This window comes from Pseudomonas sp. DWP3-1-2, assembly GCF_049896285.1.
GTDB lineage: Bacteria > Pseudomonadota > Gammaproteobacteria > Pseudomonadales > Pseudomonadaceae > Aquipseudomonas.
Window position 1 is genome coordinate 57,785 of the sequence record NZ_JAFCTZ010000014.1, and the last position, 16,622, is coordinate 74,406.

Genomic DNA, 16,622 nt, shown 5'->3' on the forward strand with positions numbered 1-16,622 from the left:
CGGACTGGGCACATCTAAAACTCGGTTGAGGGTGATCCAGCGGGTGAGCGGGCGTTGCAGCGGGTGTTTGCGGGCACTGATGACGCGACATGCAACACCATGCATCGCCTGTCGCATTCCCGGATTGGGAGCCTGCCTTGCACTGCGCTACAATCCTGCGCCTTTACAGCCTCTCGACTTTTCGTGACATCTATTGGTCACTGGCCGAAGCAGTGTGCTGTTCACCGGATTTAAAGAGGTGTTTCCCATGGTCCACAGCATGACGGCGTTTGCCCGGGTCGAACGGGCCGGGGCACAAGGCACACTGAGCTGGGAACTGCGCTCGGTCAACCATCGTTATCTGGAGCCGCATTTGCGTCTGCCGGAGTCTTTCCGGGATCTGGAAGGCGCCATCCGCGAAGCGCTGCGCCAGGGCCTTTCCCGCGGCAAAGTTGAATGCACCCTGCGTTTCGTCGAAGAAACCGCCGGCAAACCGTTACAGGTTGATCGCGACCGAGCGGCCCAACTGGTCGCCGCCGCAGAAATTGTCGCCAGCCTCATCCAGCAGCCCGCACCGCTCAACCCGCTGGAAGTTCTGGCGTGGCCGGGTGTTCTGGTGGCCGACGCCAGCGATCCGCAGGCGCTCAACCATGAAGCCCTGACGCTGTTCAACGAAGCGCTGACCGAGCTGAAAAACGGCCGTGGCCGCGAAGGGGCCGATCTGGCCAAGCTGCTCAATGAGCGCCTGGATGCCATCGTCACCGAAGTCGCCACCCTGAAAACCCTGGTTCCGCAGATGCTCGCGACCCAACGCCAGAAAGTTCTGGATCGGTTTGCCGACATGAAGGCCGAACTCGATCCGCAGCGGCTGGAACAGGAAATGGTCCTGCTGGCCCAGAAAAGCGACGTCGCCGAAGAGCTCGATCGCCTCAGCACACACGTCACCGAGGTCCGTCGCGTGCTCAAGGCGGGCGGACAGGCCGGGCGACGTCTGGATTTCCTGATGCAAGAGCTCAACCGCGAAGCCAATACATTGGGCTCCAAAGCCTTCGACCCGCGCAGCACGCAAGCGGCGGTCAACCTCAAAGTGTTGATCGAGCAAATGCGTGAACAAGTGCAGAATATTGAGTAAGGCAACCCCTGACATGACCCACAGCACCGGCACCCTGTACATCATTTCCGCACCTTCCGGCGCGGGCAAGACCAGTCTGGTCAAGGCCCTGGTCGACGCCCAGCCGTCGATCCGCGTTTCGGTTTCCCACACCACCCGCGCCATGCGCCCGGGCGAAGTGGACGGCGTGAACTACCATTTCGTCGACCGCGCCGAGTTCGTGCGCATGATCGAACATAACGATTTCCTCGAGCAGGCGGAGGTTTTCGGCAATCTGTATGGCACGTCGCAAAGCCACTTGCAGCAAACGCTGGACGAAGGCCATGACCTGATTCTTGAAATCGACTGGCAGGGCGCCGAGCAAGTGCGCGCAGTGATGCCCCATGCCACGTCGATCTTCATTCTGCCGCCGACCCAGCAAGCCTTGCGTCAGCGCCTGACCAATCGCGGCCAGGACAGCGATGAAATCATCGAAGGCCGCATGCGTGAAGCGGTCAGCGAGATGAGTCACTACAAGGAATATGACTACATCGTCATCAACGATGACTTCGCCACGGCGCTGGAAGACCTGAAAGCGATTTTCCGCGCCAACCTGCTGACCCAGTTGCACCAACAGCAGCGTTTCAGCCATCTGCTCGCCCAGTTGCTGGGTTGATATCAGCACGCTGCAAGCCACGGTCCGTCAGCTAAATAAGGCTGAGGACGGCTTGCCGCTTGAAGCTTGGGGCTCGCAGCTTGTAAACTACCGAGTCCGCTCGCCCATCCGGGCATCGCGCATCCGCATTTGCTACGAGGAATACCCATGGCCCGCGTAACCGTTGAAGACTGCCTAGAACACGTGGATAACCGCTTTGAGCTGGTCATGCTCTCTACCAAGCGTGCCCGTCAACTGGCAACCGGCGGCAAAGAACCAAAGCTGGCCTGGGAAAACGACAAGCCCACCGTTATGGCTCTGCGTGAAATCGCAGCGGGCCTGATGGACTACGCAGTTATTGCAGAAGCTGAAATCGTTGAAGATGAACCATTGTTCGCAGCGTTTGAGGACGAGTCCAACGAGGCCGTCTAAGCCTATGCCGGGTCGACGTAGTACGGCGCAGGGTACAAGCCATTGGCAGGGGGTCACGCCTTGCCGAGCATAGACGCCCTCGCCGATCGACTGTCGACCTATCTCGGCAAGGACCAGGTCAATCTGGTCCGCCGAGCGTATTTCTACGCCGAACAAGCCCACGACGGTCAACGCCGTCGCAGCGGTGAAGCCTACGTCACGCATCCTCTTGCGGTGGCCAACATCCTTGCTGACATGCACATGGACCATCAAAGCCTGATGGCCGCGATGCTGCATGACGTCATCGAAGACACCGGTATTGCCAAGGAAGCGCTCTGCGCCCAGTTTGGCGAAACCGTGGCCGAACTGGTCGACGGGGTCAGCAAACTGACCCAGATGAACTTCGAGACCAAGGCTGAAGCCCAGGCGGAAAACTTCCAGAAAATGGCCATGGCCATGGCCCGCGACATTCGGGTGATTCTGGTCAAGCTTGCCGACCGGCTGCACAACATGCGCACCCTGGAAGTCCTTTCCGGTGAGAAGCGCCGTCGCATTGCCAAGGAAACCCTGGAAATCTATGCACCCATTGCCAACCGGCTGGGCATGCACAGCATTCGTATCGAATTCGAAGACCTGGGTTTCAAGGCCATGTACCCGATGCGCTCTTCGCGGATCGGTCATGCGGTCAAGCGGGCACGGGGCAATCGCAAGGAACTGGTCAACAAGATCGAAGAGTCCTTGAGCCATTGCCTGGCGGTGGACGAGATCGAAGGCGAAGTCAGCGGGCGGCAGAAACACCTGTACGGCATCTACAAGAAGATGCGCGGCAAGCGTCGCGCCTTCAATGAAATCATGGATGTCTACGCGTTCCGCATCATCGTCGACAAGGTCGACACCTGCTATCGCGTGCTCGGCGCTGTGCATAACTTGTACAAGCCGCTGCCGGGGCGCTTCAAGGATTACATCGCGATCCCCAAGGCCAACGGCTATCAGTCCCTGCATACGACGTTGTTCGGTATGCATGGCGTGCCCATCGAAATCCAGATTCGCACCCGCGAAATGGAAGAAATGGCCAACAACGGGATCGCCGCTCATTGGCTCTACAAATCCCCGGGCGACGAAGCACCCAAAGGCACTCATGCCCGGGCTCGCCAATGGGTCAAAGGCGTGCTGGAAATGCAGCAGCGTGCCGGCAACTCCCTGGAATTCATTGAAAGCGTCAAGATCGACCTGTTTCCGGACGAGGTTTACGTCTTCACGCCCAAAGGCCGGATCATGGAGCTGCCCAAAGGCTCCACGGCGGTGGATTTTGCCTATGCGGTGCATACCGACGTGGGCAACAGCTGCATCGCCTGCCGGATCAATCGCCGTCTGGCGCCGCTGTCCGAACCGTTGCAAAGCGGTTCGACGGTCGAAATCGTCAGCGCGCCGGGTGCGCGTCCGAACCCTGCCTGGCTGAACTTTGTCGTCACGGGCAAGGCTCGCACGCATATCCGCCACGCCCTCAAACTGCAGCGCCGCTCGGAGTCCATCAGCCTTGGCGAGCGCCTGTTGAACAAGGTGCTGAACGGCTTCGACAGCAGCCTGGAAAAAATCCCTGCCGATCGCGTGCAGCTGGTCCTCGGCGAGTACCGCGCTGAATTCATCGAAGACTTGCTCGAAGACATCGGCCTGGGTAATCGCATGGCTTACGTCGTCGCCCGTCGCCTGCTGGGCGAAAGCGAGCAACTGCCGAGCACCGAAGGCCCGCTGGCGATTCGTGGCACTGAAGGTCTGGTGCTGAGCTACGCCAAGTGCTGTACACCGATCCCTGGCGACCCGATCGTCGGCCACCTGTCCGCAGGCAAAGGGATGGTCGTGCACCTGGACAACTGCCGCAACATCAGCGAAATCCGCCACAACCCGGAAAAATGCATCCAGCTTTCCTGGGCCAAGGACGTGACAGGCGAATTCAATGTCGAGTTGCGGGTCGAACTGGAACACCAGCGCGGCCTGATCGCGCTTCTGGCCAGCAGCGTCAACGCCGCCGACGGCAACATCGAGAAAATCAGCATGGATGAGCGCGACGGGCGCATCAGCGTGGTTCAGCTGGTCGTCAGCGTTCACGACCGGGTGCATCTGGCCCGCGTCATCCGAAAACTGCGCGCCCTGGCCGGAGTCATCCGCATCACTCGCATGCGTGCGTAGCCAACCATCATCAGGAGTTCTTCATGACCAAGACTGTTATCACCAGCGACAATGCCCCTGCGGCCATCGGCCCGTATTCTCAGGCCATCAAAGCTGGCAATACTGTCTACATGTCCGGGCAGATCCCACTGGACCCGAAAACCATGGAGCTGGTCGAAGGCATCGAAGCCCAGATCGTTCAGGTGTTCGAGAACCTCAAGTCGGTGGCTGAAGCGGCAGGTGGTTCCTTCAAGGACATCGTCAAACTGAACATCTTTTTGACTGATCTGGGCAACTTCGCCAAGGTCAACGAAATCATGGGCACCTATTTCCAGCAGCCTTACCCGGCGCGTGCAGCCATTGGCGTTGCAGCCCTGCCGCGAGGCGCGCAGGTCGAGATGGACGCCATTCTCGTCGTCGAATAAATCCCTCGCGGGGCGCCACCGCCCCGCCGCACCTGAAAAGAAGGACTCCGTTATGCGCTTTGCGCTTGCCCTCTCGCTGGTTGCCGTTTTTTTGACCGGCTGTGCCAGCCACGCCGACCGCAATCCTGACGGCACCTGGATCAACCAGGCCGCCATCGACGCCGCCGTCAAGGGCGACAATCTCCGTCAGGCGCTGCTTGCCAACGGCCCGAACCTCGAATGGCAAATCAACACCAAGGCCAGTCAGGCGCTGTATTCCAACGGTTTTGAAGTGGGCGAAGGCAAGATCACCAGCGCCGCCGATGGCAAGTTGCGGGTCGACTACTACAACTCCGTGGAAAAGCTTGAGATCAAGGGCGACCAGTTGATTCAGACCGCCAGCGACTCCGGCCCGGAGCAGCGTTTCGAAAAACCTGCGACCCCGGCGCCTGCGGGCGCACCCGCGGGCAGCAGCTTTGAAAAGGCCCTGTACGGCGCCTATATGGGCGGCAAATGGACCATCGTCAGCGGCGATGGCCAAGGCAGCACCGTGCAGTTCATGCCGGATGGCAGCGTGCAGGGTCTTCCGGAGAACGATCGTTATGCATTGTGTCTGGCCGGAGATTGTGCGGCCATGAGCGGCGAGTACGACAGCATGTGGCTGGAAAAAGCCGAGCAAGGCAATGCCTGGATCTTCTCGCGCACCGGCAATCAGCTGGAGATTTTCCAGGCGGTCAACAACGCCGCTGCCGACCAGATGCCAGAGCTGCGCCCGGGTGCGCGTCGCTGGTTGCTGGAGCGCAACTGAGTTAACACAAGTTCTGTTGGAGCGAGGCTTGCCCGCGAAGGCGTCATATCCAGCGACAAATATGTCGGCTGGGAGTCCGATTCGCGGGCAAGCCTCGCTTCAACAGTCCGATGTTGTCCTTTTAGCCAAGCATCGCCTTATACCCCTCCCGATACGTTGCATAACGCGGCACCCAGCCCAGCGCTTTAGCGCGAGCATTGCTGCAGCGCTTGCTGCCGGACCGGCGCAGGGTCGAGTTTTCCGCCCACTCCGTGACACCCAGGTATTCGCGCAGCCAGGCGACGACTTCACCCAAGGGTGCAGGGGCGTCATCAACGCCTATGTAGCAATCGTCCAGCTCCACACCTTTTGAATCCGCTTGAAGCAGATACGCCAGCAGGCCCGCCGCGTCATCGGCATGGATCCGGTTGCCATATAAAGGTGGCTCGTTGGCAACGCTGTACCCCTGACGAACCCGATTCGCCAAGTCCGTGCGCCCCGGCCCATAAATGCCCGTAAGGCGCACCACGCTGGCGGGTAAACCGCTTTGCAAGGCCACTTGCTCGGCCTCCAGCATCACCTTGCCGGAATAGTTACTGGCGTCTGTGGGCGAGGTTTCGTCGACCCATTCCCCGTGCTGCTGACCATAGACGCTGCTACTGGATACGAAAATGATCCGCCTGGGACGCTGGCCGTGCTGCGCGAGCCATCCCAGCACATGCTGCAAGCCTTGTACGTAGGCGGCGCGATAGCCCGCTTCGTCACGCTCGGTGGGGGTGGCGCAATAGACCAGGTAATCGATGCGGGCTGTCGGCCAATCCACTGGCGCTTGTGCCTGAAAAAGGTCACCTGCAATCCCGATCACACCCTCGGGCAGGCGAGACACCGTGCGGCGCAGCCCGAAGACGGTCCACTGATCCGGCAACAACCGATTGGCCAGACGACTTCCAATATCGCCACATCCAGCGATCAGGACGGAGGGGGCAGACATGTCGATTCTCCACAGAAAATGGCAAGTGAACGCAGCGGGCATTGGGCGAAAACCCGGTCGCGTCGCTGCGAGCGAAAGAAAAAAGATACTGTATTACTTTTGTTAACAAGAATTACTTGCAATAATGACGGCCCGTTTGTTCTCCTTCCAGCGTCGAACGCCCAGCGCGACGCCGCAGAACGACTCACCTATTTCTCTTCTCAGGTCCGGCCAGCATGACACGTATCGACTCCTCCGCTTCGCCTACCAAACTTCCCAGCCTTACGCGGGCATGGCGTGCAATTGCCGTTTTGCTGCTGAGCCTGATGCTTGCTCCCCTGGCATTGGCCGACCAGACAGCGCCTGCAGCACCGGCTGGCGCCTCAGCGTCTGCCTCCGCCCCGGCGCCGACTGCCGCTGCGCCGATGTCGGAGGACGTCGCACCGGTCGAAGGCCCTGCGGTTGTCGACGCTGAAGACAACAGCCTGGGCATGGCCCACGACCTGTCGCCATGGGGCATGTACCAGAACGCGGACGTTATCGTCAAAGCCGTCATGATCGGCCTGGCCATTGCCTCGATCATTACCTGGACCATCTGGATCGCCAAGGGTTTCGAATTGCTGGGCGCCAAACGCCGCCTGCGCACTGAAATTGCCAACCTGAAAAAAGCACGCACGCTGACCGAAGCCAGTGAAACCGCTGCAAAACAAGGCACGCTGGCCAATCTTCTGGTCCATGACGCGCTGGAAGAAATGCGCTTGTCGGCCAACAGCCGCGAACGTGAAGGCATCAAGGAACGCGTCAGCTTCCGTCTTGAGCGTCTGGTAGCGGCCTGCGGCCGTAACATGAGCATGGGCACCGGCGTGCTCGCGACCATCGGCTCCACTGCGCCCTTCGTAGGTTTGTTCGGCACCGTCTGGGGCATCATGAACAGCTTCATCGGCATCGCCAAAACCCAGACCACCAACCTGGCCGTTGTGGCACCGGGCATCGCCGAGGCCCTGCTGGCGACGGCGCTGGGGCTGGTTGCAGCGATTCCTGCGGTCGTTATCTACAACGTCTTCGCCCGCTCCATCGCAGGCTACAAGGCGCAAGTGTCCGACGCATCGGCTCATGTCCTGCTCCTGGTCAGCCGCGATCTTGATCATCAGCCTGCCGAACGCTCCCAGTCGCCGCACATGGTCAAGGTGGGCTAAACCTTGGGCATGCATCTGAAAGAAGGCGACGACGACCTCGTCGAAAACCACGAAATCAACGTCACGCCGTTCATCGACGTCATGTTGGTCCTGCTGATCATTTTCATGGTGGCCGCGCCGCTGGCAACGGTAGACATCAAAGTCGACCTGCCCGCCTCCACCGCCACGCCGCAGCCTCGGCCCGAAAAGCCGATCTTCCTCAGCGTCAAGGCGGACCAGAGCCTGTACCTGGGTGATGACAAGGTCGCTCGCGAACAACTCGGACGGACGCTTGATGCCCGGACCAAGGGCAAAAAGGACACCACGATCTTCTTCCAGGCTGACAAAGGCGTGGATTACGGCGATCTGATGGAGGTCATGAATGCCCTGCGTAGCGCGGGCTACCTGAAAGTCGGTCTGGTCGGTCTTGAGACGGTTGGTAAGAAATGATCAATTCGCGCCAAAAACTGACGCGCTATAGCGGTAGTCTGTTGTTGGTGCTTGCCGTGCATGCCATCGCGATCATTGTTGCGCTGCGCTGGCCGGCATCCCAGGCAATCGAGCTACCTCCGGCGGCAATGATGGTCGAGCTGGCGCCTGAGCCTGTGCCTGCGCCGCCTCCGCCGCCTGCCGTTGTGCAGCCCCCTCCACCGCCCGAGCCGGAGGAGCAGATCCCCGAGCCCAAGGTGGCGGAAGCGCCGAAACCGCAAATCGCCGTGCAAAAGCCGGTGGAGAAACCCAAGCCAAAGCCAAAACCCCAGCCGCCCAAGCCGATCAAGAAACCTGAGCCCCCTCAGGAAAAACCGGTGCAGGAAAAGCCGATCGACACGCCGCCGACCACTGCCAAGGCCGAAAAGCCCGTAGCGCCGACGCCACCGAGTCCGCCTTCGCCACCGAGCAATGCGCTGCCAAACTGGCAAAGCGACTTGCTGCGCCACCTGGCCAGGTACAAGAAGTATCCCGAGGATGCACGTCGTCGCGGCATGCAGGGCGTCAGCCGTCTGCGTTTCGTTGTAGATGCCCAGGGCAACGTCTTGTCGGCTTCGATTGCAGGCAGTTCAGGCAGTCCGGCACTGGACCGGGCCACGATGGAAATGATCCGTCGCGCCCAACCGCTGCCCAAGCCACCGGCTGAAACCCTGAACAACGGCACTATCGAAATCCTCGCACCTTTCGTTTACTCGCTGGACAGGCGCTAAAACGAACTTTTGATACACAGCAGTGACCTTGATAACGTGCGTCTATTGATTGCAGCCGCTATGCTGGGGTCGCAACTTCATGGACGCACGTTATGACCCTCACAGAATTGCGCTACATCGTTACCCTTGCCCAGGAACAGCATTTCGGCCACGCGGCCGAACGGTGCCACGTCAGCCAGCCGACCCTGTCAGTGGGTGTCAAAAAGCTGGAAGACGAGCTGGGCGTGCTGATCTTCGAGCGCAGCAAAAGCGCGGTACGCCTGACGCCAGTTGGCGAAGGCATCGTTGCTCAAGCCCAGAAGGTACTGGAACAGGCTCAAGGGATCCGCGAACTGGCGCAGGCGGGCAAAAACCAGCTGACGGCTCCTCTCAAGGTCGGCGCGATCTACACCGTCGGGCCTTACCTGTTTCCGCACCTGATCCCTCAGTTGCACCGTGTTGCGCCGCAAATGCCGCTTTATATCGAAGAAAACTTCACCCATGTGCTGCGCGACAAGCTGCGCAACGGTGAGCTGGACGCGATCATCATTGCGCTGCCGTTCAACGAAGCCGATGTGCTGACGTTGCCGCTGTACGACGAACCGTTTTACGTGCTGATGCCCGCCGACCATCCATGGACGCGCAAAGAAACCATTGATGCCTCGGCCCTCAACGACAAGAGCCTGCTATTGCTCGGCGAAGGGCACTGCTTCCGGGATCAGGTGCTGGAGGCCTGCCCGACGCTGGCCAAAGGCAGCGAAGGCGCCAGACACACGACGGTTGAGTCCAGCTCTCTGGAGACCATCCGCCACATGGTTGCGTCCGGACTGGGTATTTCGATCCTGCCAATGTCCGCCGTGGACAGTCATCACTACGCGCCTGGGGTCATAGAGGTTCGTCCGCTGACGCCGCCGGTGCCGTTTCGTACCGTTGCGATTGCCTGGCGTGCCAGCTTCCCTCGGCCCAAAGCGATTGAAATCCTCGCGGACTCCGTGCGCTTGTGTTCCGTCGCCCGTCCGAAAACCGAAGCGAGCTAAGCAGGGCCATGAGCGAGCTCTCCACGGTTTCGGTCACGGCGCTCAAAGGCGTGGGCGAGGCCATGGCTGAAAAACTGGCCAAGGTCGGTCTCGAAAACCTGCAGGACGTGCTGTTTCACCTGCCATTGCGTTATCAGGACCGCACCCGTGTTGTGCCCATCGGTCAACTGCGGCCGGGACAGGACGCGGTGATCGAAGGTGTGGTCAGCGGCGCCGATGTGGTCATGGGCAAGCGGCGCAGCCTGCTGGTGCGCCTGAGCGATGGCACCGGAACCCTGAGCCTGCGCTTCTACCATTTCAGCAATGCGCAGAAGGAAGGCATGAAGCGCGGCACTCATCTGCGCTGTTTTGGTGAAGCCAGGCCCGGTGCATCCGGCCTGGAGATTTACCACCCGGAATACCGCGCTCTGACCGGTGATGAACCCGCGCCGGTGGAACAAACGCTGACCCCGATCTACCCCACCACTGAAGGCCTGACCCAGCAACGTCTGCGCCAGTTGTCCCAGCAGACGCTCGCCATGCTCGGCCCTAAAAGTCTGCCGGACTGGCTGCCTGAAGAACTGGCCCGGGATTATCAACTGGCGCCGCTGGATGACGCGATTCGTTACCTGCATCACCCGCCCGCGGACGCGGATGTGGAAGAACTCGCCATTGGCCATCACTGGGCACAGCACCGGCTGGCGTTCGAAGAGCTGCTGACCCATCAACTCTCGCAGCAGCGATTGCGCGAAAGCCTGCGCTCGCAACGCGCCCCGGCCCTGCCTCTGGCGAAGAAGCTGCCGAAAAAATTCCTCGCCAACCTGGGCTTCCCGCCCACGGGCGCTCAGCAACGGGTCGGCAATGAAGTGGCCTATGACCTGAGCCAGCCGGAGCCCATGCTGCGCCTGATTCAGGGGGATGTGGGCGCGGGCAAGACCGTGGTGGCGGCACTGGCGGCCTTGCAGGCGCTGGAAGCGGGTTATCAGGTGGCGTTGATGGCACCCACCGAGATTCTGGCCGAACAGCACTACATCAATTTCCAGCGCTGGCTTGAACCATTGGGCATCGAAGTCGCCTGGCTGGCGGGCAAACTCAAGGGCAAGGCTCGGGTTGCTTCGCTGGCGCAGATCGCGGGCGGCACGCCTATGGTCGTGGGCACTCACGCGCTGTTCCAGGATGAGGTGCAGTTCAAGAACCTCGCACTGGTGATCATCGACGAGCAGCACCGCTTCGGCGTGCAACAACGTCTGGCCCTGCGCAAAAAAGGCGTCGGTGGCCTGATGTGCCCGCATCAATTGATCATGACCGCCACGCCCATCCCGCGAACCCTGGCCATGAGCGCTTACGCCGACCTCGACACTTCGATTCTCGACGAACTGCCCCCCGGACGAACACCGGTCAATACCGTGCTGGTCACCGATACCCGGCGTGTCGAAGTGATCGAACGGGTACGCGCCGCGTGCGCCGAAGGACGTCAGGCGTATTGGGTCTGCACGCTGATCGAAGAATCCGAGGAGCTGACGTGCCAGGCCGCCGAAACGACGTATGAAGACCTGACCAGCGCCCTGGGCGAGCTGCGGGTCGGCTTGATCCATGGCCGCATGAAGCCTGCCGAAAAAGCCGCTGTCATGGCGGAATTCAAACAGGGCGAGCTGCAACTGCTGGTGGCCACCACGGTGATCGAAGTCGGTGTGGACGTGCCCAATGCCAGCCTGATGATCATCGAAAACCCGGAACGCCTGGGCCTTGCGCAACTGCACCAACTGCGCGGCCGCGTGGGTCGCGGCAGCGCGGCCAGCCACTGCGTATTGCTCTATCATCCACCGCTTTCACAGATCGGCCGTCAGCGGCTGGGCATCATGCGTGAAACCAACGACGGTTTCGTCATCGCCGAAAAAGACCTGGAACTGCGCGGCCCGGGCGAAATGCTCGGCACCCGGCAAACCGGCCTATTGCAGTTCAAGGTGGCAGACCTCATGCGCGACGCAGACCTGTTGCCCGCCGTCCGCGATGCCGCTCAGGCCTTGCTGGAACGCTGGCCGCAACATGTCAGCCCGTTACTGGAGCGCTGGCTGCGGCACGGCCAACAGTACGGCCAGGTGTGATGTGAGTCAGGCTTTGGCGTGTGCTTCATACTCAAAATAACGAAGCTGGTTATACTTCAGCGATTGTAGGAATTTGGACACAAACCATGACAGACGCTGCCCACGTTGATGAAGCTCCCCATGCGCCATCCGTTATCCGTCAGCTGCTTGGCAAGTTGGCGATAGACTACAAGGAAGTCATTGATGACACTCACCTGCCCGCTGAGCGAAAAATTCAGGCGGTGTTGGTCGAGGATGCGGTCGGCGCCCTTCTGATTCTGTTTCCGCAAAACCAGCTTCTGGACCTGAACGCGATTACCGAGCTGACCGGGCGCAAGCTGACGGCGGTGCCTCATGATCGTCTGGTTCGCATGCTGGCCAAACACAGCCTGCGAACATTGCCGGGCCTGCCCGCACTCACCAGTTCCCCTTGCCTTTACGAAGAGCGCTTGCTTCAGGAGCCCACCCTGCTGATGGGGTCCGGGGAGCCGGGTATCCTGCTGGAAATCAGCAGTGATGACTTCAAGACCATGCTCAACAAAGCCAGCGCCGCGCGTTTCGGCGAGTTGCTGAGTACGATTCACCCCAATCTTGATCGCCCCCACGACGACCGCGAGGAAATCACCCAGGCCATGCACGCCTTCACGGCGCGGCGCATTCAGCAACGTCTGGAAGCGACCCTGGAAATCCCGCCGCTGGCCGAAACCGCGCAGCGCATTATCAAGCTGCGGGTCGATCCCGATGCCACTATTGATGACATCACCGGCGTGGTCGAAACCGATCCCGCGCTGGCGGCGCAAGTGGTGAGTTGGGCCGCGTCGCCGTATTACGCCTCAACCGGCAGGATTCGCTCGGTTGAAGACGCTATTGTTCGGGTGCTGGGCTTCGATCTGGTGATCAACCTGGCGTTGGGTCTGGCACTGGGCAAAACCCTCAGCCTGCCCAAGGATCACCCGCAACAGACCACGCCTTACTGGCAACAGTCGATCTACACGGCGGCGGTTATCGAGGGCCTGACCCGTGCAATACCTCGTGCCAAGCGCCCCGAGGGCGGGCTGACCTACCTGGCCGGTCTGTTGCACAACTTTGGCTATCTGTTGCTGGCCCACGTGTTTCCGCCCCATTTTTCGCTGATCTGCCGCCAACTGGAGGTCAACCCGCACCTGCACCACAGCTATGTCGAGCAGCATTTGCTTGGCATCAGCCGTGAGCAGATCGGTTCGTGGCTGATGCGCTACTGGGACATGCCCAATGAACTGGCCACCGCGCTGCGCTTTCAGCACGACCCTTCGTATGATGGCGAACATTACGAATACGCCAATCTGGTGTATCTGTCCGTGCGTTTGCTGCGCCAGAACGGCATCGGTTCCGGCCCCCAGGAAGACATTCCGGAAGAGCTGTTCAGCCGTCTGGGCCTGAGCCGCGAAAAGGCCGAAGAGTCCGTGCGCAAGGTGCTGGAGGCTGAAGTGCTGCTGCGCGAACTGGCTTCGCAGTTTGGTCCGCATTAAAAACAGCCTCGAATGAGAGGGCTCTTGTTCGTTGGAGCGAGGCTTGCCCGCGAAGGGCGTCACTTCATGCGAAAGAAATGTTGACCGGGATTACGATTCGCGGGCAAGCCTCGCTCCAACGCGGCCGGAGCTTGCAACGCGTGGCGGCGATTGGACGATCTGCTACAACGTCTCACCTGGCTCTTCCGGCAACTGCTCGTCCAGATGCAGCCACGGCAGACGGCTTTCGGTCCAGATGTGCCGGTCGGCAGGTGCCTGCTCCGGGTGGTCCAGAGTGGCGATGGTCACGTCCATCGCTTCAGGGCTGTTGCGGGAAAACAACGCCAGTTGGGCGCCGCAGTTACCGCAGAAATAGCGCACGCAGGTCGGCCCGGAGTCATAGCTTTTCGGGCTTCCCTCGGTCCACCTGAATGAATTCAACGGGATCGTGATCCAGGTCATGACGATGCCGCCCGAGGTGCGCCGACAGATCGAACAATGGCAATGAGCGATGTCCTGCAAGGGCGCATCGAACTCATAGCGCAGGCTGCCGCAATGGCAGCCACCGGTGTTGATAGCGCTCATTTCCCTTCTCCTTTTGCAGTCTGGACCGATACAGCCTGTGACAGCCGCTGCTCGCCATTGTTGTCATCACACATGATCGACGGTTCAGGCCGCGAAAGGTAGCTGAAAGCTTGGGTCATTAGGATTCACACACCGCCGGCAACAGACCGGTCAGCCACACGAGTGTTTTGTTCGCACTCAACGGCCCAGTTAACAACAACAATGGTGAATCTGATGTCCTGTCACGCCTCCCTGCACGCCCCCATTCCGCTTCGACTCCACGCGCCGCTCCCCTTGAGCTGATTCGTCACTTCGCCCTTTCCCAAGTCGCGTTACGCCTGGAGTATTCCCTATGTTGACCTTCCTCGGCTTTGCCATGGTTGTCGCCTTCATGTACCTGATCATGAGCAAGCGCCTGTCCGCGTTGATTGCCTTGATCCTGGTGCCGATCATTTTTGCTCTGTTCGGCGGCTTTGCCTCTGAAATCGGGCCGATGATGCTCTCCGGCATCACCAAGCTTGCGCCAACCGGCGTGATGTTGATGTTCGCTATTCTTTATTTCGCGCTGATGATCGACTCGGGTCTCTTCGACCCGGCAGTGCGCAAGATTTTGCAGCTGGTCAAAGGCGACCCGGTAAAGGTCTCCGTCGGCACCGCCGTGCTGGCCCTGGTGGTTTCCCTGGACGGTGACGGCGCGACCACTTACATGATCTGCGTGGCGGCCATGCTGCCGCTGTACAGCCGCATCGGCATGAGCCCGCGCATCATGGCCGGCCTGATTATCCTGGCCGGTGGCGTGATGAACATGACGCCTTGGGGCGGCCCGACCGCACGGGCGGCGAGCGCATTGCATGTGGACCCTTCCGACATCTTCGTACCGATGATTCCGGCCATGGGTGCCGGTGTGATCGCGATTCTGGTGATCGCTTACTTCTACGGCAAACGCGAGCGGGCTCGTCTGGGTGAGCTGCATCTGGTGGATGACGATGTCAATCACAGTGAAATCAGCGTTTCCCAGTTCCCCGGCGCACGTCGTCCGAAGCTGATCTGGTTCAACGGTTTCCTTACGCTGGGCCTGATGGCGGCATTGATTGCGGGCCTGTTGCCGCTGCCGGTGTTGTTCATGATCGCCTTCAGCATCGCGATGATCGTCAACTACCCGAACCTGCAGGATCAAAAGGATCGTGTGGCAGCCCACGCCGGCAGCGTGCTGGCAGTGGTCGGGCTGATCTTCGCGGCGGGTATTTTCACCGGTATCCTGTCCGGCACCGGTATGGTTGATGCAATGTCCAAAAGCCTGTTGGCCGTGATCCCGGAATCGCTTGGCCCGTATCTGGCGGTTATTACCGCGCTGGTCAGCATGCCGTTCACGTTCTTCATGTCCAACGACGCGTTTTACTATGGCGTGTTGCCGGTACTGGCCGAGGCGGCTTCCCATTACGGCATCAGCCCGGTGGAAATGGCTCGCGCGTCTATCGTGGGTCAACCGGTCCACCTGCTCAGCCCGTTGGTCCCTTCGACCTACTTGCTGGTGGCATTGGCCGGTATCGAGTTTGGCGATCACCAGCGCTTCACCTTGAAGTGGGCAGTGCTGGTGTGCCTGTGCATAATGGTCGCCGCCTTGCTGATGGGGATTTTCCCGCTGTTCAGCAGTCTATAAGTCGGATCACTTGCCTCAAGGCGTGCCTGTGTGCAGGCCCTGAGGGTTTAACCGCTCAAAGGAATACCTATGGAATGGCTGACCAGTCCAGAAATCTGGATTGCTTTTTTTACCCTGACTGCCCTGGAAATCGTCCTGGGCATCGACAACATCATCATGATCTCGATCCTGGTCAGCCGTATGCCCAAGCATATGCAGCATCGCACCCGGATCTTCGGCCTGGCGCTGGCCATGGTCACGCGAATCCTGTTGCTGCTGTCGATTACCTGGGTCATGCGTCTGACCAACGACCTGTTTGAAGTCATGGGCCAGGGCTTCTCGGGCCGCGACCTGATCCTGTTCTTCGGCGGTCTGTTCCTGCTGTGGAAAAGCTCCCAGGAGATCTACCACGGCCTGGAAGGTGAAGAAGAAACCCTGGACGAGCCGAAAGGCAAGGGTGGCAAGTTCATCTACACCATCATCCAGATTGCGATCATCGACATCGTGTTCTCGCTGGACTCGGTGATCACGGCGGTCGGCATGGTTTCCCATGTTCCGGTCATGATTGCGGCCATCGTGGTAGCGGTTCTGGTGATGATGCTGTGCGCTGGCGCCATCAGCAACTTCATCGACAAACACCCGTCGCTGAAAATGCTCGCGCTGTCGTTCCTGATCGTGGTCGGTACCGTGTTGATTGCCGATGCATTCGACGTGCATGTGCCCAAGGGCTATGTTTACTTCGCCATGGCGTTTTCGCTGGCGGTGGAAGCCATCAACATCAAGATGCGCATCGCCTCGGCCAAGAAACGGGCCCAGAGCGATCCGGTCAAACTGCGTAAGGATGTACCCGGCCAATAAGCCAGTACAGACTGTGAAGACGGGGCTCATTGCGAGCCCCGTTTTTCGTTCTGGCGGGCGAGGTGTTTTGATCCGTACGGAGTGCGTGCGGAGTGCGTGCGGATCAGCCCGCAAACAGGATTGATGTGAACGTCCCGGGCGTATCGAAGTCTGTTAACC

At 60.1% G+C, this 16,622-nt stretch carries 16 protein-coding genes; 14 read left to right on the forward strand and 2 right to left on the reverse strand.

Annotated elements, in window-relative coordinates; all coding sequences use genetic code 11:
• The first annotated feature begins 247 nt into the window (after positions 1 to 247).
• From ACP7B0_RS21755 to ACP7B0_RS21780, 6 genes are all read left to right on the forward strand, one after another.
• Positions 248 to 1,111 (forward strand): YicC/YloC family endoribonuclease, encoded by an 864-nt coding sequence (locus tag ACP7B0_RS21755; RefSeq protein WP_426143744.1) that lies wholly within the window; start codon positions 248 to 250, stop codon positions 1,109 to 1,111.
• Between the two features lie 13 nt (positions 1,112 to 1,124).
• A complete protein-coding gene (gene gmk, locus ACP7B0_RS21760) occupies positions 1,125 to 1,745 on the forward strand; it encodes a guanylate kinase (protein ID WP_426143745.1) in 621 nt (206 codons plus the stop codon).
• A gap of 147 nt (positions 1,746 to 1,892) precedes the next feature.
• Positions 1,893 to 2,156, forward strand: a complete 264-nt coding sequence (gene rpoZ / locus ACP7B0_RS21765) for a DNA-directed RNA polymerase subunit omega (RefSeq protein ID WP_002551500.1) — start codon at positions 1,893 to 1,895, stop codon at positions 2,154 to 2,156.
• A gap of 60 nt (positions 2,157 to 2,216) precedes the next feature.
• Positions 2,217 to 4,322, forward strand: a complete 2,106-nt coding sequence (spoT, locus tag ACP7B0_RS21770) for a bifunctional GTP diphosphokinase/guanosine-3',5'-bis pyrophosphate 3'-pyrophosphohydrolase (protein WP_426143746.1) — start codon at positions 2,217 to 2,219, stop codon at positions 4,320 to 4,322.
• Positions 4,323 to 4,345: 23 nt separating this feature from the next.
• A complete protein-coding gene (locus ACP7B0_RS21775) occupies positions 4,346 to 4,726 on the forward strand; it encodes a RidA family protein (RefSeq protein ID WP_426143747.1) in 381 nt (126 codons plus the stop codon).
• Positions 4,727 to 4,778: 52 nt separating this feature from the next.
• Positions 4,779 to 5,513: a hypothetical protein gene (locus ACP7B0_RS21780; RefSeq protein ID WP_426143748.1), complete on the forward strand. Its 735-nt coding sequence runs from the start codon at positions 4,779 to 4,781 to the stop codon at positions 5,511 to 5,513.
• A gap of 121 nt (positions 5,514 to 5,634) precedes the next feature.
• Here ACP7B0_RS21780 and ACP7B0_RS21785 read toward each other — a convergent pair whose 3' ends face one another.
• A complete protein-coding gene (locus ACP7B0_RS21785; RefSeq protein ID WP_426143750.1) occupies positions 5,635 to 6,483 on the reverse strand; it encodes an SDR family oxidoreductase in 849 nt (282 codons plus the stop codon).
• A 215-nt stretch (positions 6,484 to 6,698) separates the two neighbouring features.
• On the opposite strand from ACP7B0_RS21785, the gene exbB reads away from it, so the two are divergent.
• The 6 genes from exbB (at position 6,699) to ACP7B0_RS21815 (ending at position 13,423) form a co-directional block, all read left to right on the forward strand.
• Positions 6,699 to 7,658 carry a tonB-system energizer ExbB gene (gene exbB, locus ACP7B0_RS21790; RefSeq protein WP_426143751.1) on the forward strand — a complete coding sequence of 320 codons (960 nt, stop codon included), beginning with the start codon at positions 6,699 to 6,701 and terminating at the stop codon, positions 7,656 to 7,658.
• 3 nt (positions 7,659 to 7,661) lie between these two features.
• The gene (exbD, locus tag ACP7B0_RS21795) at positions 7,662 to 8,087 is read left to right on the forward strand and encodes a TonB system transport protein ExbD (RefSeq protein WP_426143752.1); all 426 of its coding nucleotides are present in this window, start codon (positions 7,662 to 7,664) and stop codon (positions 8,085 to 8,087) included.
• Entirely contained in the window at positions 8,084 to 8,836 is a 753-nt protein-coding gene (locus ACP7B0_RS21800) for an energy transducer TonB (RefSeq protein WP_426143754.1), read from the forward strand. Before exbD ends, ACP7B0_RS21800 begins: the two co-directional genes overlap by 4 nt.
• A 92-nt stretch (positions 8,837 to 8,928) precedes the next feature.
• A complete protein-coding gene (locus ACP7B0_RS21805) occupies positions 8,929 to 9,852 on the forward strand; it encodes a hydrogen peroxide-inducible genes activator (RefSeq protein WP_426143755.1) in 924 nt (307 codons plus the stop codon).
• A gap of 8 nt (positions 9,853 to 9,860) precedes the next feature.
• Positions 9,861 to 11,936, forward strand: a complete 2,076-nt coding sequence (recG, locus tag ACP7B0_RS21810) for an ATP-dependent DNA helicase RecG (RefSeq protein ID WP_426143756.1) — start codon at positions 9,861 to 9,863, stop codon at positions 11,934 to 11,936.
• A gap of 86 nt (positions 11,937 to 12,022) precedes the next feature.
• Positions 12,023 to 13,423 (forward strand): HDOD domain-containing protein, encoded by a 1,401-nt coding sequence (locus ACP7B0_RS21815; protein WP_426143757.1) that lies wholly within the window; start codon positions 12,023 to 12,025, stop codon positions 13,421 to 13,423.
• 162 nt (positions 13,424 to 13,585) lie between these two features.
• On the opposite strand, the gene ACP7B0_RS21820 is transcribed toward ACP7B0_RS21815, so the two are convergent.
• Positions 13,586 to 13,987 carry a GFA family protein gene (locus ACP7B0_RS21820; RefSeq protein ID WP_426143758.1) on the reverse strand — a complete coding sequence of 134 codons (402 nt, stop codon included), beginning with the start codon at positions 13,985 to 13,987 and terminating at the stop codon, positions 13,586 to 13,588.
• A 331-nt stretch (positions 13,988 to 14,318) separates the two neighbouring features.
• Between ACP7B0_RS21820 and ACP7B0_RS21825 the strand changes: the two genes are divergently transcribed.
• Together ACP7B0_RS21825 and ACP7B0_RS21830 are read left to right on the forward strand one after the other, a co-directional pair.
• The gene (locus tag ACP7B0_RS21825) at positions 14,319 to 15,626 is read left to right on the forward strand and encodes a CitMHS family transporter (RefSeq protein WP_426143759.1); all 1,308 of its coding nucleotides are present in this window, start codon (positions 14,319 to 14,321) and stop codon (positions 15,624 to 15,626) included.
• Positions 15,627 to 15,695: 69 nt separating this feature from the next.
• Entirely contained in the window at positions 15,696 to 16,463 is a 768-nt protein-coding gene (locus tag ACP7B0_RS21830) for a TerC family protein (protein WP_426143760.1), read from the forward strand.
• Positions 16,464 to 16,622 lie beyond the last annotated feature (159 nt).